We start from the raw sequence: 22,734 nt of genomic DNA, 5'->3' as shown, positions 1-22,734 counted from the left end.
GATGGAGAAACGAATTTTTGTCGAAAAAAAAGCTGGTTTTCAAATCAAGGCAGAGAGTTTATTGAGGGAATTGCAGGAGCGTTTAAGGGTTGACTCATTGACGAATGTACGCTTGGTGCAGGTCTATGATGTCTTTGGTCTGAGTGAAGATTTGATGACGTTAGCTGAGGAGCGTGTTTTTTCAGAAAAAGTAACAGATATTGTATTGTCAGAGCAAGAAGTGGCAGCAAGTCTTGCTGCTAGTCGTTTCTTTGCGATTGAAGCTCTTCCTGGTCAATTTGATCAGCGTGCAGCGAGCAGTCAGGAAGCCCTGTTTCTTTTAGGCGCAGGTAGTGATGTACTCGTAAAAACTGCTCAGCTCTATCTTTTAAATGCTGATACGAGCGATGAGGATGTAGCAGCGATTCAGGCTTATTTGCTCAATCCTGTCGATTCTCGTTTTAAGGATGTTACGAAAGAGTTGGAAGATCCTAATTTCTCCAGTTCGAATACGGTTATTCCAGTGCTTGATTTTTTCAAGGATTACACAGAGGCTGATTTTGCTCAGTATAAACAAAATCAAGGACTTGCTATGGAAGTAGCTGATTTGCTCTTTATTCAAGATTACTTTGCTTCGATTGGACGTTGTCCGACGGAAACAGAGTTGAAAGTTTTGGATACCTATTGGTCAGATCATTGTCGTCACACAACCTTTGAGACAGAATTGCGTCAGATTGATTTTTCAGCATCACAATTTCAAGATCAATTACAGGCGACCTATGAGAAATATCTTGCTATGAGAACAGAATTAGGTCGTGACAATAAACCACAAACCTTGATGGATATGGCAACGATTTTTGGACGGTATGAACGAGCAAATGGCCGTTTGGAAGACCTTGAAGTGTCCGATGAAATCAATGCCTGCTCAGTAGAGATTGACGTAGATGTGAATGGGGTAAAAGAGCCATGGCTACTCATGTTTAAAAATGAAACCCATAATCATCCGACAGAAATTGAGCCTTTTGGTGGTGCTGCAACCTGTATTGGCGGAGCTATTCGCGATCCGCTCTCAGGTCGTTCCTATGTCTACCAAGCCATGCGAATTTCAGGGGCGGGTGATATTACCCAACCCTTGTCTCAGACTCGATTAGGAAAATTACCGCAGCAGGTTATTTCAAAAACAGCAGCCCATGGTTATTCTTCTTATGGAAACCAGATTGGTCTCGCAACGACTTATGTCCGGGAATATTTTCATCCAGGGTTTGTCGCAAAGCGGATGGAGTTAGGTGCGGTTGTTGGTGCTGCTCCTCGTGAAAATGTGATTCGTGAAAAACCAGTAGCAGGGGACGTCATCATTCTTCTTGGTGGGAAAACTGGTCGAGATGGGATTGGTGGAGCGACAGGATCATCAAAAGTTCAGACGGCTACATCTGTTGAAACAGCCGGTGCAGAGGTTCAAAAAGGAAATGCCATTGAAGAGCGGAAAATTCAACGACTTTTTCGAGAGAAAGAAGTGACCCGTCTGATTAAAAAATCCAATGACTTTGGAGCAGGCGGAGTCTGCGTTGCGATTGGGGAGTTGGCAGACGGTTTAGAGATTGATTTGGATAAGATACCACTCAAATACCAGGGATTGAATGGGACAGAAATTGCCATTTCAGAAAGTCAAGAGCGTATGGCAGTCGTTGTTGCACCAGAAAATGTGCAGACTTTCATCACCTTTGCGGCTAAAGAAAATATCCTAGCTGTCCCTGTAGCAACTGTGACAGAAAGGCCACATCTTGTCATGACTTGGAAAGGGCAGAAGATTGTCGATATTGAACGTTCTTTCCTTGATAGTAACGGTGTGCGAGTAGTTGTGGATGCGAAGGTTACAGATAGTCCATGTGTTCTGCCAGAGCAACGTGTAACCTCCATCCATACATTGAAAGAGGATGTGCAGTTTGTATTATCTGATTTAAATCATGCTAGTCAAAAGGGCTTACAAACCATTTTTGATAGTTCTGTCGGTCGTTCAACGGTCAATCATCCTCTTGGTGGTCGCTATCAAATCACACCGTCGGAAAGTTCCGTTCAGAAATTGCCAGTTGCGCATGGTGTGACAGAAACCGTTTCTGTGATGGCACAAGGTTATAATCCCTTGATTGCAGAATGGTCTCCCTACCACGGAGCAGCTTATGCGGTCATTGAAGCAACCAGTCGCTTGGTGGCAACAGGAAGTGATTGGGAAAAAGCCCGTTTCTCTTATCAAGAATATTTTGAGAGAATGGACAAGCAGGCAGAACGTTTTGGAAAACCAGTCGCTGCGCTTCTTGGCTCTATTGAAGCTCAGATTCAACTAGGTCTCCCATCAATTGGGGGAAAAGATTCGATGTCTGGAACGTTTGAAGAATTAACCGTTCCTCCGACCTTAGTAGCCTTCGGAGTGACGACTTCAACGGTTGGACGGATTTTATCGCCAGAATTTAAGGCTACTGGAGAATACATCTATTACATTCCAGGGACTGCTATTTCTGCAGAAATTGATTTTGAGACCATAAAAGAAAATTTCAAAACCTTCACTCACATTCAAGCAAAATACAAGATAACAGCTGCAGCTGCTGTAAAATACGGTGGTGTAGCAGAAACACTTGCACTTATGACCTTTGGCAACCAGATTGGAGCAAGCGTTGACCTTCCTCAGCTTGAAAACAGCTTACAGGGGCAGTTGGGTGGCTTTGTCTTTACTAGCCCAGATGAGATTGAGGGAGTTTTGAAAATCGGACAGACAACGAGTGAAGCAAGCCTCGTCATCAATGGTGTTGATTTACCGATTACTGATTTGTTAGCAAGTTTTGAGAGGACTTTCGAGGATATTTATCCGACTGTATTTGAGCAGGACAGCCTTATGGCAGAAGTAGCACCAGTTGTGACCGATTTTGTGCGTGAAAATAAAGAAACAATCAGCCAACCCTTGGTGTATATTCCCGTTTTTCCGGGAACAAACTCAGAGTATGATTCGGCTAAGGCCTTTGAACAAGTTGGTGCTAAGGTGCGCTTAGAACCATTTGTAACGCTGGATGAAGAAGCACTGGCTCAGTCTGTTGAGAGAATGGTTCAATCCATTAGCCAAGCCCATATTCTCTTTTTTGCAGGTGGATTTTCAGCGGCAGATGAGCCAGACGGATCTGCAAAATTTATTGTGAATATTTTGCTCAATGAAAAAATAAGGGCTGCGATTGACGCATTTATTGCGCGTGGTGGTCTGATTATCGGTATTTGTAATGGATTCCAAGCTCTTGTCAAATCAGGTCTTCTTCCTTATGGTAATTTTGAAGAGGCAGGCGAGACGAGCCCAACTCTCTTTTACAATGATGCCAATCAGCACGTAGCGAAAATGGTGGAAACGCGTATTGCAAACACTAATTCACCGTGGTTAGCTGGTGTGGAAGTAGGTGCTATTCATGCCATCCCAGTATCACATGGAGAGGGGAAATTCGTTGTGACAGAAGCAGAATTTAGAGAACTTCGTGATCAAGGGCAGATATTCAGCCAGTATGTAGATTTTGAAGGGCAGCCAAGTATGGATAGTCGTTACAATCCAAATGGCTCCTTCTATGCGATTGAAGGGATTACCAGCAAGAACGGACAAATCATTGGAAAAATGGGACATTCTGAACGTTATGAAACTGGTTTGTTCCAAAATATTCCGGGAGAAAAAGACCAGAAGCTGTTTGAAAGTGCTGTACGGTATTTCACAAAGAAATAAGAGGATGATATGACATACGAAGTAAAATCGCTCAATGAGGAATGTGGCTTGTTTGGTATTTGGGGCCATCCACAGGCTAGCCAAGTGACCTATTTTGGACTGCATAGTTTGCAACACCGTGGTCAGGAAGGAGCGGGCATCTTGGCCAATCAAGCAGGAACCTTGCGCCGTCATCGTGGCTTAGGCCTGGTCTCTGAAGTCTTTAAGCATCAAGAAGATTTGGAAGCCTTGACAGGTCAAGCAGCTATTGGTCATGTTCGTTATGCAACAGCAGGCGGTGCGTCAATCAATAATGTTCAGCCCTTTCTATTTGACTTTTTTGATATGCAATTAGGCTTGGCTCATAATGGGAATTTAACTAATACTCAAAGTTTAAAGAGAGAATTAGAAGCGCAAGGGGCTATCTTTGCTAGTTCTTCTGATACAGAAATTCTCATGCACCTCATTCGTCGAAGTCAAAAAGAAACGCTCCTTGCTAAAATCAAGGAGGCTCTCAATCAAGTTAAGGGTGGCTTTGCCTATTTGATTATGGCGGAAGATAAGCTGATTGCAGCGCTTGATCCAAATGGTTTTCGTCCTCTTTCGATTGGTCGGATGAAAAATGGAGCTTGGGTTGTTTCAAGTGAAACTTGTGCCTTTGAAGTTGTTGGCGCAGATTGGATCGAAGATGTAAAACCAGGGGAGTTGGTCATCATAGATGATCAAGGAATTCAACATGATCGCTACACAGACGATACCCAGCTCTCTATCTGTTCCATGGAATATGTCTATTTCGCACGACCAGATAGTGTGATCAATGGGGTCAATGTTCATGCGGCACGAAAAAAAATGGGACGCCGTTTGGCACAAGAAGCAAAAATTGAAGCAGATATTGTGGTCGGTGTGCCAAATTCTTCTTTGTCTGCGGCTAGTGGTTATGCGGAAGAATCAGGCTTGCCTTACGAAATGGGCTTGATTAAGAACCAATATACTCAGCGGACCTTTATTCAACCAACCCAGGAATTACGGGAGCAAGGGGTACGGATGAAATTATCTGCCGTATCGAGCATTGTCAGGAATAAGCGCGTGGTCATGGTCGATGATTCGATTGTTCGTGGAACAACTAGTCGGCGAATTGTCCGATTATTGCGAGATGCAGGAGCGGCAGAAGTCCACGTAGCGATTGCAAGCCCTCCTCTCAAGTACCCTTGTTTTTTCGGAATTGATATTCAAAATCGGAGCGAATTGATTGCGGCCAATCATAGCAATGAGGAGATTTGCGAGATTATTGGAGCAGATAGCTTGACCTTCCTATCCTTAGAGGGCTTGATTGAGGGAGTAGGAATGGAAACAGATGCTCCAAATGGTGGTCTCTGTGTTGCTTATTTTGATGGGAAGTACCCGATTCCGCTGTATGATTACGAGGAGCGGTATTTGGAAAGTCTGGCAGAAAAAACGAGTTTCTACTAAATGTTAGTCGTTTAGTTGCTGTATTTAGTGATAAGAAAGGAGAAAAGGATGTCAAAAAATTCCTACGCAGCATCAGGTGTGGATGTGGAAGCTGGATATGAAGTAGTTGAGCGCATCAAAAAGCATGTTAAAAAGACAGAGCGTTTAGGCGTTATGGGGGCTCTCGGGGGCTTTGGGGGCATGTTTGATTTGAGTAAACTCTCGGTCAAAGAACCTGTCCTGATTTCTGGAACAGACGGAGTTGGGACTAAGCTGATGCTGGCTATTCAGTACGACAAACACGATACCATTGGTCAGGATTGTGTAGCCATGTGTGTCAATGATATTGTCGCAGCAGGTGCAGAACCGCTTTATTTCTTAGATTATATTGCGACTGGGAAAAACATCCCTGAAAAACTTGAGCAGGTTGTCAAGGGAGTTGCAGATGGTTGCTGTCTAGCAGGTGCTGCTCTGATTGGTGGAGAAACGGCTGAAATGCCTGGAATGTATGGTGAAGATGATTATGATTTAGCCGGTTTTGCCGTTGGTATTGCAGAAAAATCCCAAATCATTGACGGCTCTAAGGTCGTGGCAGGCGATGTTCTGTTGGGTCTTGCTTCCAGTGGTATTCATTCAAATGGTTACTCTCTTGTTCGCCGTGTTTTCGCAGATTATACAGGCGAGGAATGCTTGCCTGAATTAGAAGGGAAGCCTATCAAGGAAGTCTTGCTTGAACCGACACGAATCTACGTTCAGACACTTCTTCCTCTAATTAAGGAAGGTTTAGTGCATGGGATTGCCCACATTACAGGCGGTGGTTTTATCGAAAATATTCCGCGGATGTTTGGCGAAGAGCTAGCCGCTGTGATTGAGGAAAGTCAGGTGCCTGTTTTGCCGATTTTCAAGGCCTTGGAGAAATACGGTCATATTCCTCATGCAGAAATGTTTGAAATATTCAATATGGGCTTAGGAATGGTTCTTGCAGTAGCAGCAGAAGATGTACCGCGTATCAAGGAACTTGTGGATGAGGAAGTCTATGAAATTGGCCGTATCATTGAAAAAACAAATCAAAGTGTGGTCATCCAATGAAGAAAATAGCTGTGTTTGCTTCAGGGAATGGGTCTAATTTTCAAGTGATTGCGGAGCGATTTCCTCTTGAATTTGTCTTTTCGGATCACCGAGATGCCTATGTACTCGAGCGAGCCAAGAAGCTTGGTGTAACAGCTTATGCCTTTGAACTCAAGGAATTTGAGAATAAAGCAGCTTATGAACATGCGATTGTGGAGCTATTAGACCAGCACCAAGTAGACTTGGTTGTCCTAGCAGGATATATGAAAATCGTGGCAGACACCATGCTATCTCGCTATGAGGGGCGGATGATCAACATTCATCCAGCTTATCTGCCAGAATTTCCAGGAGCTCACGGCATTGAAGATGCCTGGAATGCAGGTGTTACTCAATCTGGCGTGACTGTTCATTGGGTGGATTCAGGTGTTGATAGCGGTCAGATTATCAGACAAGAGCGGGTGCCGATTTTTGCAGATGATACCCTTGAGAGTTTTGAAGAGCGCATTCATGCGATGGAATACCAACTCTATCCAGAGGTGATAGAGGAGCTCCTGATGGGCTTAGAGAGTACGAACGACTAAAGCACAGGAGCTAAGGACTAACTCATCTGTACTGCCACGCATCGACGAAAGAAAATCAACGAATAAGTAACAAAAAATAAGGAGAAATCATGACAAAAAAAGCCTTGATTAGTGTATCGGATAAGACAGGCATTGTAGCATTTGCACAGGAATTAGTCCAATTGGGCTGGGACATTATCTCGACTGGCGGAACCAAGTCAGCCTTAGATGCGGCAGGTGTAGCGACGATTGCGATTGATGAGGTGACAGGATTTCCAGAGATGATGGATGGGCGGGTGAAAACCCTCCACCCTAAGATTCATGGGGGTCTGTTAGCGAGACGAGATGTAAATAGTCATCTAGAAGCGGCAAAATCACAGGGGATTGACTTGATTGACCTAGTGGTGGTGAATCTCTATCCCTTCAAAGAAACGATTACAAAAACAGATGTCACCTATGCGGAAGCAGTAGAAAATATTGACATCGGTGGACCATCCATGCTTCGCTCAGCTGCAAAAAATCATGCCAGTGTAACTGTGGTCGTTGATCCAGCAGATTATCAAGGGGTATTGGAGGAATTGCAAGCAACAGCTGATACCAGTCTTGCCACCCGCAAGCGTCTAGCGGCAAAAGTTTTTCGCCATACCGCAGCCTATGATGCTCTAATTGCAGACTACTTTACCCATCAAGTCGGAGAAGAAAAGCCAGAGAAGCTCACTCTAACCTATGAACTTAAACAACCGATGCGCTACGGTGAAAATCCGCAACAGAATGCAGACTTCTACCAAACAGCCCTGCCCCTTGCTTACTCGATTGCAGCTAGCAAGCAACTGAACGGCAAAGAATTATCCTTTAATAACATTCGAGATGCTGATGCAGCGATTCGTATTATCCGTGATTTTCAGAATCGCCCAACTGTTGTAGCCCTCAAACACATGAATCCATGTGGCATTGGGCAGGCAGATAATATTGAAACAGCTTGGGACTACGCCTATGCATCAGACCCTGTGTCAATTTTTGGTGGCATTGTCGTCTTGAACCGTGAGATGGATGCGGCAACTGCTGAAAAAATGCACCCGATTTTCCTTGAAATCATCATCGCACCAAGCTACACACCAGAAGCCTTGGAGATTTTAACCAATAAAAAGAAAAATCTTCGAATTCTGGAGCTTGATTTTAGCCAGCACCTAGCCAGTACAGCTGAAAAAGAAGTGACTGGTGTGCTAGGTGGACTTCTTGTCCAAAATCAAGATGTTGTAGCAGAAAGCCCAAGCGACTGGACGGTTGTCACCAAGCGTCAGCCGAGTTCTGAAGAGCAAACAGCCCTTGAGTTTGCTTGGAAGTCCATCAAATATGTCAAGTCAAACGGCATTATCATCACAAATGACCATATGGTGCTAGGTGTTGGACCTGGGCAAACCAATCGTGTGGCTTCCGTTAAAATTGCCATTGAACAAGCAAAAGACCGCCTAGAGGGAGCCGTTCTGGCTAGTGATGCCTTCTTCCCATTTGCAGATAATATCGAAGAAATCGCGGCAGCTGGTATCAAGGCTATTATCCAACCCGGGGGTTCCGTCCGTGACCAAGAATCCATTGCAGCAGCAGATAAACATGGTCTCACCATGATTTTCACCGATGTCCGACATTTCAGGCACTGAGTTTCCAAAAGTGTATACTTAAAATTGGAACTTTTAAAGATGCTAGCTTTACAATTGTACGGAAATCAAAAGGCTAAGATTGTAAAAATATTAAAGAATGTTCGTTTTCTAGAAAACAAAGTGAAAATAAGATGAAATTTCACGCCTATTTTTCTTCTAAAAGAGCGTAAAAAAGAGGCTTTTTTACAAAAAAATTAAAAAAAGTTAAGTTTTTTTACAAAAACACTTGACAACAGATATACATAGGTCTATAATGAAAGTACAACGTAGGTAACTATGTTATAATTTAAAAATATAGAAGGAGATAAAACAAATGAAAAAAGTTTTATTGACAAGCGCAGCAGCTCTTCTTGCAGCTGCATCAATCGGTACTGCATTTGCAGCAGATAACTTCCCAGGAGCAGTAACAGCTGATAAGGAAGTGGGTACAGTTGTAGGGAACCCAGACGAACGTGTTGCAATCATTGATGAGCCAGGAGCACTTGACCAAACAGGTGGTGACACTAAGCATGATAAAATGATTGTTGAAGATGATAAAGGAAACCAAGCTATTTTCATCGACGACCATAGCGATGCTAAAGCAGATAAAAAAGAAGCAGCTAAAGTAACAGCTAAAGCTGGTACTACATCTAAAGCTCTTCCAAAAACTTCTGCAGTAAAATAATTTAGTTTTGAGCTAAATGCATATCACTAGAGCTTTGCTCTAGTGATATTTTTTTAGAGGAAGGAATGAATTATGAGTCGATCATCTCGTCGAAAATCCAAAAAAGGGCTTAGCATTTCCCTAATTTTGAGTATCCTTGTCTTTCTAGCAGCTTTAGGATTTTTCGTTTGGAAAACCTTCTTAAGTGGCCCAGAAACGACTACGACAACTCCGACAGCAAACCAAACAACAACGAACGCTGCCGCAAAACCTTACACGGTGTCTCAAGAAGAAAAAGATTACCTCAATCAACGATTTGAACCCTTGGTTCAAACCAACGCAGAGACTATCGCCTACGTCTATGCACCAGGGACCAACTTGGATGAGCCAGTTGTACAAGGGACAGACAATGCAACCTACCTAGACAAGACCTTTGATGGTGGATATGAGCCGTTCATGGGGACCGTCTTTATGGATACGGACAATAAAAAAGACTTCAGCGATCGCTTGACATGGCTATTTGGCCATGCACGTGGTAGTTTAGTGCCAGATAGTCGGATGTTTAATGATGTTAACTTTTACAGTGACCAAACTTACTTTAATGAACATCCTTATGTAGTCGTTGAAACACCTGAACGCAAGTTTTATTATGAAGCTGTGGCTATGGTGATTGTACCAGAAAATACAGCCTTTTACCGAACATCCTTTGACAGCGATGAAGATTTCCAAAATCAATTGCAAAATGTCTATGATCTTGCTGGTATCAAAAAACCAAATGTCAAAGTAAACGCAAAAGACCATTACCTCGTACTGTCAACCTGTCGCGAAGACGATTCTACCCTTCGTGCCAATCTCTACCTTCGTCGTGTTCCAGACGGAGAGTTGACAGATTTCCTAGCTGCACACGGGGATCAGTTGGCTTATGTACCGACCAGATAAAAAAGTCCTTTCGAGGGCTTTTTTTATCCATGACAGGATTTTGGTGCAACAGATAGAAAAACTTCTTGAAATCAGAAAGTTTTGAACAGATATTTTCCTTATTTTACGCTATAATGGAATAGAGGAGTCGATATGGAAAAAATTGTTTTTGTATGTTTGGGCAATATCTGCAGAAGCCCTATGGCAGAATTTGTGATGAAGAGTTTGACAGATGAATTACAGATTGAAAGTCGCGCGACCTCTAGTTGGGAACATGGCAATCCTATTCATCAAGGCACTCAGAAAATCTTGCAAGACTACGGGATTGCCTATGATCGACACAAAACGTCGCAACAGATTTCAGCAGAGGATTTTGCAACGTTTGATTATATTATTGGCATGGATCGCTCCAATATCGAAGATTTAAAAGCGATGGCAAAAGAAGCGTATCAGGACAAGATTGTTCCCTTTACCTCTCAGAGCGTCCCAGATCCTTGGTACACGGGTGATTTTCAAGAAACCTATGACATCGTTCAACAAGGCTGCCAAGAATGGTTGGAGAAATTACGAAAAAACTAGTGGTATGGAAAGAATGAAAGACTTATACGAAAAATATAGCATCTATCTCACACGCCAAAATTTTGAGATTTTTTCGGTGATGATGATTGTGATTTTTGCCTTGATTGTATTTACATCAAGCATTCCGAGCCAAGGAGTACTGACCTTGGATAATAAGACGATCAAGTATGACGGTAATATTGTCCGTGGAAAAATGAATGGTCAAGGAACCCTAACCTTTAAAAATGGAGATGTGTATAAAGGGAGTTTTAAAAATGGCTCCTTTAATGGCAAGGGGACCTTTACAGCCAAGGCTGGTTGGAAGTACGAGGGAGACTTTGTGAATGGTCAACCAGAAGGGCAAGGAGTGTTGACAACAGAAGGAAAGGCAGTCTACAAAGGAAAATTTAAACAGGGGATTTATCAAAATGCGCATTAAGTGGTTTTCATTGGTGAGGATAACAGGACTGTTATTGGTTTTACTCTACCATTATTTTAAAGAACTCTTTCCAGGTGGATTTATCGGGGTTGATATTTTCTTTACCTTCTCTGGGTTCTTGATTACAGCTCTGTTGATTGATGAGTTTGCTCGGAGTAATCGTATTGATTTGCTCGGATTTTTAAAGCGTCGTTTTTATCGCATCGTTCCGCCTCTCGTACTTATGGTTTTGGTGACCATTCCCTTTACATTTTTAGTAAGACAAGACTTTGTGGCGAGCATTGGCATGCAAATTGCGGCTGCTCTGGGCTTTGTGACCAATATCTATGAGATTCTCTCAGGGGGCAATTACGAAGCTCAATTTATTCCCCATCTGTTTGTCCATACTTGGAGTTTGGCGCTGGAAGTTCATTATTATGTATTATGGGGAGTTTTTGCTTGGTTTTTAGGAAAACGCAGTAAAACGGTCGGTCAATACCGAGGGATGATTTTTCTGACCTCTATTGTGCTCTTTGTCCTCAGCTTTGGAGCTATGTTTGCAGGTGCCTTTTTGTCACCCAATTACTCAACCATCTACTTTTCAACCTTTACCCATGTCTTCCCCTTCTTTATGGGAAGTGCCTTGGCAACTGTAACAGGCGTTAACAATGTCGGAGGAATCTTGAAGCGTTTAACGCGTTCGATGCCTTTGAAAAAAGTGCTCGGGGGGTTAGTCGGAAGCTTTGTTGTTTTATGCGTGCTTAGCCTCGTGTTGAAATTTGATAATCTTTGGACTTATTTAGTCGGCTTCTTAGCGTCTACGATACTAGGGACTACGATGATTTTGATGACGCGGATTTTGCACGAAAAGACTCCAAAGGCAAAAGAGCCAAAAATCATCAGTTTTATTGCTGATACGAGCTATGGAGTTTATCTGTTCCATTGGCCCTTTTATGTGATTTTCTCACAAGTAATGAATAATGGATTAACAGTTCTCTCGACAACAATCTTATCGTTTAGCTTTGCGGCCTTGTCCTTTTATATCTTAGAGCCGATGATTGCAGGTAGAAAACCAAAACTCTTTGGTATGGAATTTGATTTTAGTGCAATGATCAAACCCCTGCTATCTCTATCCGTTTTATTGACAGTTGTTTTATTGGTTGTAGTCGCTCGTGCACCGAAAGTAGGTCCTTTTGAGACAGACTTGATGGTCAATGCTTTAAATCAATCAGACAAAAAAATGATGACAACCAGACGCCTGGCTGAAAATGCGAAAGCCTCTAAATTTGAAATAGCAGATGGCATGATGCTAATCGGAGACTCTGTTTCCTTACGTGCTGCGAAAGCCTTAGAAGAAGCCTTTCCAGATGCCCAATTAGATTCACAAGGAAGTCGTAATATTGCCCAAGCAAATGACATTTTAAAAAATTCCATAGAAAATGGAAACTTGGTTAAAAATGTGGTGATTACAACCGGTGTCAATGTCGTAAATAATTACGAAGAAGAATTGAAAAAAACGGTAGAAATGTTGCCGAAAGGCTATAGCTTGATTTTTGTGACCCCTTATGATGGAAATTCAGGAAGTTATGCAGATCCAATTGCCGAAAAACATAGACAGGTTGAATTAGCACTAGCAGAAGAATATGATTTTATCACAATTGCAGATTGGTATACAACCTCTAAAGAAAATCCACAAATCTGGGCAGGAAGTGACAATATCCACTTTGGTGGGGACGGAGATACAATGGCAGAGGGAGCTAAACTGTATGCTCAAACAATAAAAGAGGCTCTGAAAGAAGCTGCTAAAAAACCTGTTAAAGGTGGAAAATAATCGATTAAGGTTAGGAAACTGAGGAAACTCGGTTTTCTTCTACCGATATTATGAAAACGCTTACTAAAAATGGTGCCCTATTCCCAAGAAAATCCAGAAAATGAAATCTTGTGAAATAAAAAAATTTAAAAAATTATTTCACAAAATAGAGAGAAAAATATCTATAAATTAGTCTTTGGATAATTTTTTCACAAAGAAATCAAAAAAACTTTGTGAAATGTTCTTGAAAGTGTTTACAAAAGAATTAAAATACGGTATAATAATCTTGTGAAATAATTAACAAGGTCAAACCTTGAACCATTGGAGGAAACTATGGCTGATAAGAAAACAGTAGCACCAGAAGACAAAGTCTTGGCTGCCCAAACCCATGTGGATGAATTGGTCCAAAAAGGGCTTGTCGCATTGGAGCAAATGCGCACCTTGACGCAGGATCAGGTAGACTATATCGTGGCAAAAGCCTCTGTTGCAGCGCTGGATGCCCATGGAGAATTAGCGCTTCATGCTTTTGAAGAAACAGGGCGCGGTGTTTTTGAAGACAAGGCAACAAAAAACTTGTTTGCCTGTGAGCACGTTGTCAACAACATGCGTCATACGAAAACAGTTGGAATCATTGAAGAAGATGATGTCAATGGTTTGACCTTGATTGCAGAGCCAGTGGGAGTGATTTGTGGGATTACTCCAACGACAAATCCAACCTCAACAACGATTTTTAAATCTTTAATTTCCTTAAAAACTCGTAATCCAATCATCTTTGCCTTCCATCCATCTGCACAAGCCTCTTCAGCTCATGCAGCTCAAATTGTTCGTGATGCAGCTATTGCGGCAGGTGCTCCTGAGAACTGTGTTCAATGGATTACTCTACCATCTATGGAAGCGACTTCTGCCTTGATGAATCATGATGGCATTGCAACGATCCTTGCAACCGGTGGAAATGCCATGGTAAAAGCGGCTTATTCTTGCGGCAAGCCAGCTCTTGGGGTAGGTGCGGGGAATGTTCCTGCATATGTCGAAAAAACTGCTAATATTCGTCAGGCAGCTCATGACATTGTTATGTCTAAATCCTTTGATAACGGTATGGTTTGTGCCTCTGAGCAAGCAGTGATTATCGACAAAGAAATCTACGATGAATTTGTCGCAGAATTCAAATCCTATCATACGTATTTTGTAAATAAAAAAGAAAAAGCCTTGCTAGAAGAGTTCTGCTTTGGGGCAAAAGCCAATGGTAAAAACTGTGCCGAAGCGAAACTCAATCCAGATATTGTCGGAAAATCAGCAGTCTGGATTGCGGAGCAAGCAGGATTTAGCGTACCAGAAGGAACTAATATCCTTGCAGCAGAGTGTAAAGAAATAGGCGAAAAAGAACCGCTAACACGCGAAAAATTATCTCCAGTTATCGCTGTTTTGAAATCAGAATCTCGTGAGGACGGAATTAACAAAGCACGCCAAATGGTGGAATTCCATGGACTTGGTCACTCTGCAGCAATCCACACAGCAGACGAAGAATTGACCAAAGAATTCGGGAAAGCCGTACGTGCTATTCGTGTTATCTGTAATTCTCCATCTACCTTTGGTGGAATCGGGGATGTTTACAATGCCTTCTTGCCATCCTTGACACTGGGCTGTGGTTCTTACGGACGCAACTCAGTCGGTGACAACGTAAGTGCTGTTAATCTCTTGAACATCAAAAAAGTAGGAAGACGTAGAAATAATATGCAATGGTTTAAAGTTCCTTCAAAAACATACTTCGAGCGCGATTCTATTCAATACCTTCAAAAATGTCGTGATGTAGAACGGGTGATGATTGTCACAGACCATGCCATGGTTGAGCTTGGATTCTTAGAGCGAATTCTTGAACAGCTTGAACTTCGTCGCAATAAGGTGGTGTACCAAATCTTTGCGGATGTAGAGCCTGATCCAGATATTACAACGGTTTATAAGGGTACAGAGTTGATGCGGAGCTTCAAACCAGATACCATTATTGCTCTTGGGGGAGGTTCTCCGATGGACGCTGCCAAAGTCATGTGGCTCTTCTATGAGCAACCAACAGTTGACTTCCATGACTTAGTGCAAAAATTCATGGATATTCGCAAACGCGCCTTCAAATTCCCAGAATTAGGCAAGAAAACCAAGTTTGTCGCTATTCCAACGACATCTGGTACAGGATCAGAAGTCACACCATTTGCGGTTATTTCTGATAAGGCCAATAATCGTAAGTACCCAATTGCAGACTATTCATTGACACCGACCGTAGCGATTGTAGATCCAGCGCTTGTCATGACAGTTCCAGGCTTTATTGCAGCTGATACAGGTATGGACGTCTTGACGCATGCGACAGAAGCCTACGTATCACAGATGGCCAATGACTACACCGATGGACTTGCGTTACAAGCGATTAAACTGGTCTTTGAAAACCTTGAAAGTTCTGTGAAGAATGCTGATTTTGAATCTCGTGAGAAGATGCATAATGCTTCTACCATTGCAGGGATGGCCTTTGCCAATGCCTTCCTAGGAATTTCTCACTCAATGGCTCATAAGATTGGTGGTAAATTCCACACTATCCATGGACGCACTAATGCCATTCTCTTGCCGTACGTCATTCGTTACAACGGTACTCGTCCAGCCAAGACTGCGACATGGCCGAAGTACAATTACTACCGTGCAGACGAGAAATACCAAGATATTGCCAAAATGCTTGGTCTTCCAGCTTCAACACCAGAAGAAGGGGTAGAATCTTATGCCAAAGCTGTGTATGAACTCGGTGAGCGTATTGGCATCAAGATGAACTTCAAAGATCAAGGGATCGATGAAAAAGAATGGAAAGAATCAGCGCGTGATTTGGCCTTCCTTGCCTACGAAGACCAATGTTCACCAGCAAACCCACGTTTGCCAATGGTTGATCACATGCAAGAAATTATTCAAGATGCCTACTATGGTTACAAAGAGCGTCCAGGACGCCGTAAATAAGTTATCAGCCAGAGGTTGAGCGAGTGCTCAGCCTCTTTTTTAGAGAGTATTAGAATGCCTATGTTATAATATTTTTAATAGAAAAATAAAAAAACTAATCAAATCCTCTTGAAATTATTTTCATAATATGTTAACATTTATGTAAGGGCTTACAAAGAAAGAAAAAGGGAGATAATTATGAAAAATCCAGCGTTGCTAGAGGAGATGAAGACCTATCGTGGTCGTGATGAGGTTCCTGCGGATTTTGACGAATTTTGGAATGGTGCCATTGCAGAGTTGAAACTTCCTGTGGACCATCGACTGATTGAGAAAGACTTCGGCCTTCCGACGGTTGATTGCTATGAGATTCAATTTGACGGGACCAATGGTGGTAAGGTGTATGCTCGGATGGTTTTGCCAAAGGGAGCTGACCAATCTCCTGTGATTTTCCATTTTCATGGCTACATGGGTAGAGGATATGACTGGGCAGATATGTTGTCTTATACGACAGCAGGTTATGGGATTGTCTCCATGGATGTGCGTGGTCAGTCTGGTTACTCTCTTGATGGGCCTCGAGATGTTCGAGGAAATACAGTCAAGGGACAGATTATCCGCGGTGTAGTGGATGGTCCAGACCATCTTTTCTACAAGGATGTGTATTTGGATATTTATAGTTTGGTAGAGCTGGTGGCTGGTTTTGAGCGAGTTGATGAAACTCGTCTATCGAGCTATGGTGGATCCCAAGGGGGTGCCTTAGCCCTTGTTGCGGCGGCTCTTAATCCACGAATTACTAATACCGTTGCGATTTATCCCTTCCTCTGTGATTTCAGACGGGTCTTGGAGATTGGCAATACCAGCGAGGCTTACGATGAGTTGTTCCGCTATTTCAAATTCCATGATCCATTCCATGAGACAGAAGAAGAAGTCTTTGCGACACTGGGCTATATTGATGTGAAAAATCTGGCGCATCGGATTAAAGGCTCTGTCAAGATGATTACAGGTCTTGATGATGATGTTTGTTACCCAATCACACAATTTGCCATGTATAACCGCTTGGAATGTGAAAAAGAATACCACCTCATGCCAGAATACGCTCACGAAGGAATGTTCGTTTATACAAACAATAAGGTCTTTAACTGGCTCTGTGGCACACATTTTGAAAGTAAGTCTTTGTTTACAGAGTTTAAGTGAGGCTGATTTCGAAAAGTTAAGGTAGATTTACTTTTTATCAGAAAAAGAAAGCGCTTTAAAAGCAAAAGATTTAGGAGGGATTTATGTCAAAATGGACAAAAGAAGAGCTGGTTAAGGCGATTCAAGGAGGCTTGATTGTTTCCTGCCAAGCTCTACCCCATGAACCTCTATACACGGAAGAAGGGGGTGTAATGCCACTTCTTGTCAAAGCTGCCGAAGAAGGAGGCGCAGTTGGTATTCGTGCCAATAGTGTTCGAGATATTGAGCAGATTAAGGAAGTGACAGAACTACCGATTATCGGCATTATCAAGCGGGATTATCCACCGCAAGAGCCCTTTATCACCGCGACTATGAAAGAAGTGGATGAGTTAGCTGTTCTAGATATTGCGGTCATTGCACTTGATTGTACCAAACGAGAACGCTACGATGGTCTAACGGTGGCAGAGTTCATCAGGCAGGTCAAAGATAAGTATCCAGATCAGTTGTTGATGGCAGATATTAGCACTTATGAAGAAGGCATGGCTGCTGTGGAAGCCGGTGTAGACTTTGTTGGTACAACTCTATCGGGCTATACCTCTTATAGTCGTCAGGCTGATGGACCAGACCTTGAGTTGATGAAACAATTATGCGATGCAGGGGTTGATGTGATTGCCGAAGGTAAGATTCATTCACCAGCGGAAGCTCGAGCGGTACAAGATTTAGGCGTTTGTGGCATTGTCGTAGGTGGAGCTATTACTAGACCAAAAGAAATAACTCAGCGGTTTATCGCTGCATTAAAAAAATAAGGGAGATGACGTATGACAACATTGAAACTTAATAATCTCTACAAACGGTATCCAAATAGTGATTTCTATTCCGTTGAAAACTTTGATTTACAAATCAAGGACAAGGAATTTATCGTTTTCGTTGGGCCGTCTGGTTGTGGGAAATCAACAACGCTCCGCATGATTGCTGGGCTTGAAGATATTACTGAAGGAGAGTTGTATATCGACCAAGACTTGGTGAATGACATCGCTCCAAAAGACCGGGATATTGCCATGGTTTTCCAAAACTATGCCCTGTATCCGCACATGACAGTGTACGATAACATGGCCTTTGGACTGAAACTTCGTAAGTATTCCAAGGAAGATATCGACAAACGGGTACGCGAAGCTGCGGAAATCCTATCTCTGACAGAATTCTTGCAAAGAAAACCAGCAGACTTGTCAGGGGGACAACGTCAGCGGGTAGCTATGGGACGTGCGATTGTCCGTGATGCCAAAGTATTCTTGATGGATGAGCCTTTGTCAAACTTGGATGCGAAATTGCGGGTATCCATGCGTGCAGAAATCGCTAAAATCCACCGTCGTATCGGTGCGACTACGATTTACGTAACCCATGACCAAACAGAAGCGATGACCTTGGCAGACCGTATCGTTATCATGTCTGCTACGAAAAATGAAGCAGGTACAGGAACGATTGGTCGTATTGAGCAAGTCGGTACACCGCAAGAACTCTACAACGAACCAGCTAATAAATTTGTGGCAGGATTTATCGGAAGCCCAGCGATGAACTTCATTGAAGTACAGGTGGACGGAGATACATTGACAGACGGTGCAGCCTTCAATGTTGGTTTGACAGAACCTCAAAAGAAATTGTTGGCAGAAAAAGGCTATCAAGGCAAGAAAGTGATTCTTGGTGTTCGTCCAGAGGACATTTCAGCAGATCTTATCGTTGAAACTACATTCCCAAGTAGCGTCGTAGATGCTGAGGTTGTCGTATCTGAGCTTTTGGGAAGTGACTCTGTCTTGTACTGCAAAGTTGGAAAACAAGAGATTTCTGCTAAGGTAGAAGCCAGTCATTATTTGACTCCAGGTTCAAAAATTCGTTTCACAATCAAGATGCCAAAAGCGCACTTGTTTGACGTAGAAACACAGAAACGAATTACCTACTAAATATGTGTTGGGATCATTATTGGTTATAAAAATAAGATGGATGCTAAGCAACTATCAAAAGGGGAAGTGGTGATTTAGTCGAAAAAGAAAAGAACTAGAAACCCTATTGTCGTGTCACTGTCCTATAAGGACCTAGAAAAAAAGGAGAAAAAGGATGAAATTTAGAAAACTATTTTGTTCATTGTTGACAGGCGCTGCTATTGTATCTCTTGCAGCCTGCGGAAATTCAGGCGGTAGCGCTGATAAAGGTATGTCTGATGACTCAGGCAAAACAGAAATCACTTGGTGGGCTTTCCCAGTATTTACACAGGAAAATGCGACAGATGCCGTTGGTACTTATGAAAAATCAATCATCGATGCATTTGAAAAAGCAAACCCAGATGTAAAAGTTAAATTGGAAACCATCGACTTCAAATCTGGACCAGAAAAAATTACCACTGCTATCGAAGCAGGAACTGCACCAGATGTGCTCTTTGACGCACCAGGTCGTATCATTCAATACGGTAAAAATGGTAAATTGGCTGATTTGAATGACCTATTTACAGACGACTTTGTAAAAGATGTTAACAACGACAACATTATCAATGCCAGCAAGGCAGGCGACAAAGCTTACATGTATCCAATCAGTTCAGCACCATTCTACATGGCGATGAACAAGAAAATGCTCGAAGATGCTGGAGTTCTTGACCTTGTAAAAGAAGGTTGGACAACTGCTGACTTTGAAAAAGTTTTGAAAGCGCTTAAAGACAAAGGTTACACACCAGGGTCACTCTTTGCTAGTGGTCAAGGGGGTGACCAAGGTACTCGTGCCTTCATCGCAAACCTTTACGGTGGTTCTATCACAGACGAAGCTGTTAGCAAATATACAACAGATGATCCAAAATTTGTAAAAGGTCTTGAAACAGCATCTGGCTGGATTAAAGATGGCCTTCTATCTAACGGTTCTCAATTTGATGGTGGAGCAGACATCCAAAACTTCGCTAACGGACAAACTTCATACACTATTCTTTGGGCACCATCACAAAATGGTATCCAAGGTAAACTTTTGGAAGCAAGTAAAGTAGAAGTTGTTGAAGTACCATTCCCATCAGATAGCGGTAAACCAGCACTTGAATACCTTATCAATGGTTTTGCAGTCTTCAACAACAAAGACGACAAGAAAGTCGAAGCTTCTAAGAAATTCCTTCAATTCATCGCTGATGATAAAGAATGGGGACCAAAAGACGTACAACGTACAGGAGCATTCCCAGTTCGTACTTCATTTGGTAAATTGTATGATGACAAACGTATGGAAACTCTAAGTTCTTGGACTCAATACTATTCACCATACTACAACACAATTGATGGATTTGCAGAAATGAGAACACTTTGGTTCCCAATGTTGCAATCAGTATCAAACGGAGATGAAAAAGCTGAAGACGCTTTGAAAGCATTCACTGAAAAAGCGAACGAAACCATTAAAAAAGCAATGCAATAAGGAGTAGGATAGACAGTATTTGTTTATAGAATAAATACTGTTGACCGACCCGCAAGGTTTTAGAGTTCTGCATAGGTTATGATTCATGAATGTGAATGAGTTTGATGATAACCATGCTTAATAGTGATGACTGTTTGTATCCATAAAAATGACTACACAGTTGTCTGAATCAATCTCGGGTTAGAAGGGGTGGTCTCCTTCTCAACCATCCCACTATCCCCCTTTTTCTCTTCAATGATTTTCGAATGAAAAAGGGGGAATTTTTATCAAAAAGTTTAGGATATTTTAGGAGAAGTGGACGTGATTTCCAACTCTTCGAGTTAAATCCGTCATACTCAGAGTTTGTATGATATACATAACTCTAGCATTTCAAAAAAGGAGAGGTGTTTAATGTGAAGGTTAATAAAATAAGAATGAGGGAAACCTTAGTTTCGTATGCATTTTTAGCACCAGTTTTAGTATTCTTCATCGTGTTTGTTTTAGCACCGATGATTATGGGATTTATCACTAGTTTCTTTAACTATTCGATGACATCCTTTACCTTTATCGGTTTGGACAACTATACGCGGATGTTCCAAGATCCTGTATTTATCAAATCCTTAATCAATACAGTGATTATCGTTATTGGCTCTGTGCCAGTCGTAGTTCTATTTTCACTCTTTGTGGCGTCTCAAACTTATAGTCAAAATGCGATTGCCCGTTCTTTCTACCGTTTTGTCTTCTTCCTACCTGTTGTTACAGGGAGTGTTGCCGTAACGGTTGTTTGGAAATGGATTTATGACCCACTATCAGGGATTTTGAACTTCGTGCTCAAATCTGGTCACTTAATTGAACAAAATATCAGTTGGCTTGGAGATAAGCACTGGGCTTTGCTCGCTATCATTGTCATTCTCTTGACCACATCTGTCGGTCAACCGATTATCCTCTATATCGCTGCAATGGGAAATATCGACAATTCTCTTGTTGAGGCGGCGCGTGTGGACGGTGCGACAGAATTGCAAGTCTTTTGGAAAATCAAATGGCCAAGCCTGTTGCCAACAACACTCTATATCGCCATTATCACAACGATTAACTCTTTCCAATGTTTCGCGCTCATTCAGCTCTTGACATCTGGAGGACCAAACTACTCAACTAGTACCTTGATGTACTACCTATACGAAAAAGCCTTCAAGCTCTCTGAATATGGCTATGCAAATACGATGGGTGTCTTCCTTGCGGTCATGATTGCCCTTATCAGCTTTGCCCAATTCAAGATTCTTGGAAATGATGTGGAATACTAGGAGGTTTGTATGAAAAAGAAAAAATTAACTCCATTTACAGTGATTTCAACAATCATTTTGCTTTTGTTGACAGTGCTCTTTATTTTCCCATTTTACTGGATTTTGACAGGAGCCTTTAAATCTCAACCAGATACGATTGTGATTCCGCCTCAGTGGTGGCCTAAAATGCCAACCATGGAAAACTTTGAACGCTTGATGGTGCAAAATCCTGCCCTTCAATGGATGTGGAATAGTGTCTTCATTTCGCTAGCTACTATGCTCTTGGTCTGTGTGACATCTTCTCTAGCAGGTTATGTTCTTGCTAAGAAACGCTTCTATGGCCAACGCATTCTCTTTGCGATTTTCATTGCCGCTATGGCCCTTCCAAAACAAGTTGTCTTGGTACCACTTGTACGGATTGTCAATTTCTTGGGAATCCATGATACACTTGCTGCGGTTATTTTACCATTGATTGGTTGGCCGTTTGGGGTGTTCCTCATGAAACAATTCAGTGAAAATATTCCAACAGAATTGCTGGAATCAGCTAAGATTGACGGTTGTGGCGAAGTTCGGACCTTCTGGAGTGTAGCCTTCCCAATCGTTAAACCAGGGTTTGCAGCTCTTGCGATTTTCACATTTATCAATTCTTGGAATGACTATTTTATGCAGTTGGTTATGTTGACATCCCGTCAAAACTTGACCATCTCACTAGGGGTTGCGACCATGCAGGCCGAAATGGCAACTGACTACGGACTTATCATGGCCGGAGCAGCCATGGCAGCCGTCCCAATCGTAGCCGTCTTCCTCATGTTCCAAAAATCATTCACACAAGGAATCACCATGGGAGCTGTGAAAGGTTGAAACAATCCAGTGGATTGTTTCAAGTTGGAAATAGGCAAAACGCAGTTTTGCTTTCCACACAGTGCAGTGCACCATTCTAAGTTGGAAATAGGCAAAGCGAAGCTTTGTGTTCAGCTTAGTCCAGTGAACTATTTCAATCGGTGGATGTTGCAAAACCTCGTTTTGCTTTCCACACAGTGCAGTGCACCATTCTAAGTTGGAAATAGGCAAAGCGGAGCTTTGTGTTCAGCTTAGTCCAATGGATTTTCAATCGGTAGGTG

At 42.3% G+C, this 22,734-nt stretch carries 17 protein-coding genes; all 17 read left to right on the top strand.

Translation table 11 applies throughout. The annotated features are described in order from the left end of the window. Window position 1 precedes the first annotated feature (1 nt). The 17 genes from BFM96_RS02660 (at window position 2) to BFM96_RS02580 (ending at window position 22,474) form a co-directional block, all read left to right on the top strand. Window positions 2–3,727 (top strand): phosphoribosylformylglycinamidine synthase, encoded by a 3,726-nt coding sequence (locus BFM96_RS02660; protein WP_068989978.1) that lies wholly within the window; start codon window positions 2–4, stop codon window positions 3,725–3,727. A gap of 9 nt (window positions 3,728–3,736) precedes the next feature. Continuing rightward, the gene (gene purF / locus BFM96_RS02655; RefSeq protein WP_068989975.1) at window positions 3,737–5,176 is read left to right on the top strand and encodes an amidophosphoribosyltransferase; all 1,440 of its coding nucleotides are present in this window, start codon (window positions 3,737–3,739) and stop codon (window positions 5,174–5,176) included. A 48-nt stretch (window positions 5,177–5,224) separates the two neighbouring features. Beyond that, window positions 5,225–6,244 (top strand): phosphoribosylformylglycinamidine cyclo-ligase, encoded by a 1,020-nt coding sequence (gene purM / locus BFM96_RS02650; RefSeq protein WP_068989972.1) that lies wholly within the window; start codon window positions 5,225–5,227, stop codon window positions 6,242–6,244. Beyond that, on the top strand, window positions 6,241–6,804 hold the full coding sequence (purN, locus tag BFM96_RS02645) for a phosphoribosylglycinamide formyltransferase (protein WP_068989967.1): 564 nt from the start codon (window positions 6,241–6,243) through the stop codon (window positions 6,802–6,804). The genes purM and purN overlap by 4 nt, the downstream gene beginning before the upstream one ends. An 89-nt stretch (window positions 6,805–6,893) precedes the next feature. Continuing rightward, on the top strand, window positions 6,894–8,441 hold the full coding sequence (gene purH / locus BFM96_RS02640) for a bifunctional phosphoribosylaminoimidazolecarboxamide formyltransferase/IMP cyclohydrolase (protein WP_068989965.1): 1,548 nt from the start codon (window positions 6,894–6,896) through the stop codon (window positions 8,439–8,441). A gap of 313 nt (window positions 8,442–8,754) precedes the next feature. After that, the gene (locus tag BFM96_RS02635; RefSeq protein ID WP_068989959.1) at window positions 8,755–9,105 is read left to right on the top strand and encodes a hypothetical protein; all 351 of its coding nucleotides are present in this window, start codon (window positions 8,755–8,757) and stop codon (window positions 9,103–9,105) included. Between the two features lie 72 nt (window positions 9,106–9,177). Further along, the gene (srtB, locus tag BFM96_RS02630) at window positions 9,178–10,023 is read left to right on the top strand and encodes a class B sortase, LPKTxAVK-specific (protein WP_068989955.1); all 846 of its coding nucleotides are present in this window, start codon (window positions 9,178–9,180) and stop codon (window positions 10,021–10,023) included. A 132-nt stretch (window positions 10,024–10,155) separates the two neighbouring features. Then, window positions 10,156–10,581, top strand: a complete 426-nt coding sequence (locus BFM96_RS02625) for a low molecular weight protein-tyrosine-phosphatase (protein WP_068989954.1) — start codon at window positions 10,156–10,158, stop codon at window positions 10,579–10,581. 4 nt (window positions 10,582–10,585) lie between these two features. Then, window positions 10,586–10,999, top strand: coding sequence for an MORN repeat-containing protein (locus tag BFM96_RS02620; RefSeq protein WP_068989944.1), 414 nt, complete (start codon window positions 10,586–10,588; stop codon window positions 10,997–10,999). Beyond that, window positions 10,989–12,809 (top strand): acyltransferase family protein, encoded by a 1,821-nt coding sequence (locus BFM96_RS02615; RefSeq protein WP_068989936.1) that lies wholly within the window; start codon window positions 10,989–10,991, stop codon window positions 12,807–12,809. The genes BFM96_RS02620 and BFM96_RS02615 overlap by 11 nt, the downstream gene beginning before the upstream one ends. 312 nt (window positions 12,810–13,121) lie before the next feature. Then, window positions 13,122–15,773 (top strand): bifunctional acetaldehyde-CoA/alcohol dehydrogenase, encoded by a 2,652-nt coding sequence (gene adhE / locus BFM96_RS02610; protein ID WP_068989934.1) that lies wholly within the window; start codon window positions 13,122–13,124, stop codon window positions 15,771–15,773. Window positions 15,774–15,950: 177 nt separating this feature from the next. Then, window positions 15,951–16,943, top strand: a complete 993-nt coding sequence (locus BFM96_RS02605) for an acetylxylan esterase (protein WP_068989932.1) — start codon at window positions 15,951–15,953, stop codon at window positions 16,941–16,943. A gap of 83 nt (window positions 16,944–17,026) precedes the next feature. Next, window positions 17,027–17,728, top strand: coding sequence for an N-acetylmannosamine-6-phosphate 2-epimerase (locus BFM96_RS02600; protein WP_068989929.1), 702 nt, complete (start codon window positions 17,027–17,029; stop codon window positions 17,726–17,728). A 12-nt stretch (window positions 17,729–17,740) separates the two neighbouring features. After that, window positions 17,741–18,877, top strand: coding sequence for an ABC transporter ATP-binding protein (locus BFM96_RS02595; RefSeq protein ID WP_068989927.1), 1,137 nt, complete (start codon window positions 17,741–17,743; stop codon window positions 18,875–18,877). A gap of 154 nt (window positions 18,878–19,031) precedes the next feature. Then, window positions 19,032–20,354 carry an ABC transporter substrate-binding protein gene (locus BFM96_RS02590; protein ID WP_068989924.1) on the top strand — a complete coding sequence of 441 codons (1,323 nt, stop codon included), beginning with the start codon at window positions 19,032–19,034 and terminating at the stop codon, window positions 20,352–20,354. A gap of 392 nt (window positions 20,355–20,746) precedes the next feature. Next, window positions 20,747–21,634 (top strand): carbohydrate ABC transporter permease, encoded by an 888-nt coding sequence (locus tag BFM96_RS02585; RefSeq protein ID WP_068989921.1) that lies wholly within the window; start codon window positions 20,747–20,749, stop codon window positions 21,632–21,634. Window positions 21,635–21,643: 9 nt separating this feature from the next. After that, window positions 21,644–22,474: a carbohydrate ABC transporter permease gene (locus tag BFM96_RS02580; protein WP_068989917.1), complete on the top strand. Its 831-nt coding sequence runs from the start codon at window positions 21,644–21,646 to the stop codon at window positions 22,472–22,474. Window positions 22,475–22,734 lie beyond the last annotated feature (260 nt).

Origin of the sequence: Streptococcus himalayensis, assembly GCF_001708305.1 — a bacterium.
Taxonomy (GTDB): domain Bacteria; phylum Bacillota; class Bacilli; order Lactobacillales; family Streptococcaceae; genus Streptococcus; species Streptococcus himalayensis.
The sequence above is the reverse complement of the archived record's forward strand: the minus strand, read 5'-3'. Positions and strand labels throughout refer to the sequence as shown.

What these genes read in the sequence shown, in the direction of transcription:
- purN (WP_068989967.1), top strand. Translation starts at nt 6,241, where the DNA reads ATGAAGAAAATAGCTGTGTTTGCTTCAGGGAATGGGTCTAATTTTCAA.
- purM (WP_068989972.1), top strand. Translation starts at nt 5,225, where the DNA reads ATGTCAAAAAATTCCTACGCAGCATCAGGTGTGGATGTGGAAGCTGGA.
- BFM96_RS02605 (WP_068989932.1), top strand. Translation starts at nt 15,951, where the DNA reads ATGAAAAATCCAGCGTTGCTAGAGGAGATGAAGACCTATCGTGGTCGT.
- BFM96_RS02580 (WP_068989917.1), top strand. Translation starts at nt 21,644, where the DNA reads ATGAAAAAGAAAAAATTAACTCCATTTACAGTGATTTCAACAATCATT.
- BFM96_RS02620 (WP_068989944.1), top strand. Translation starts at nt 10,586, where the DNA reads ATGGAAAGAATGAAAGACTTATACGAAAAATATAGCATCTATCTCACA.
- adhE (WP_068989934.1), top strand. Translation starts at nt 13,122, where the DNA reads ATGGCTGATAAGAAAACAGTAGCACCAGAAGACAAAGTCTTGGCTGCC.
- BFM96_RS02615 (WP_068989936.1), top strand. Translation starts at nt 10,989, where the DNA reads ATGCGCATTAAGTGGTTTTCATTGGTGAGGATAACAGGACTGTTATTG.
- BFM96_RS02625 (WP_068989954.1), top strand. Translation starts at nt 10,156, where the DNA reads ATGGAAAAAATTGTTTTTGTATGTTTGGGCAATATCTGCAGAAGCCCT.
- BFM96_RS02600 (WP_068989929.1), top strand. Translation starts at nt 17,027, where the DNA reads ATGTCAAAATGGACAAAAGAAGAGCTGGTTAAGGCGATTCAAGGAGGC.
- purF (WP_068989975.1), top strand. Translation starts at nt 3,737, where the DNA reads ATGACATACGAAGTAAAATCGCTCAATGAGGAATGTGGCTTGTTTGGT.
- BFM96_RS02595 (WP_068989927.1), top strand. Translation starts at nt 17,741, where the DNA reads ATGACAACATTGAAACTTAATAATCTCTACAAACGGTATCCAAATAGT.
- BFM96_RS02660 (WP_068989978.1), top strand. Translation starts at nt 2, where the DNA reads ATGGAGAAACGAATTTTTGTCGAAAAAAAAGCTGGTTTTCAAATCAAG.
- BFM96_RS02635 (WP_068989959.1), top strand. Translation starts at nt 8,755, where the DNA reads ATGAAAAAAGTTTTATTGACAAGCGCAGCAGCTCTTCTTGCAGCTGCA.
- BFM96_RS02590 (WP_068989924.1), top strand. Translation starts at nt 19,032, where the DNA reads ATGAAATTTAGAAAACTATTTTGTTCATTGTTGACAGGCGCTGCTATT.
- srtB (WP_068989955.1), top strand. Translation starts at nt 9,178, where the DNA reads ATGAGTCGATCATCTCGTCGAAAATCCAAAAAAGGGCTTAGCATTTCC.
- purH (WP_068989965.1), top strand. Translation starts at nt 6,894, where the DNA reads ATGACAAAAAAAGCCTTGATTAGTGTATCGGATAAGACAGGCATTGTA.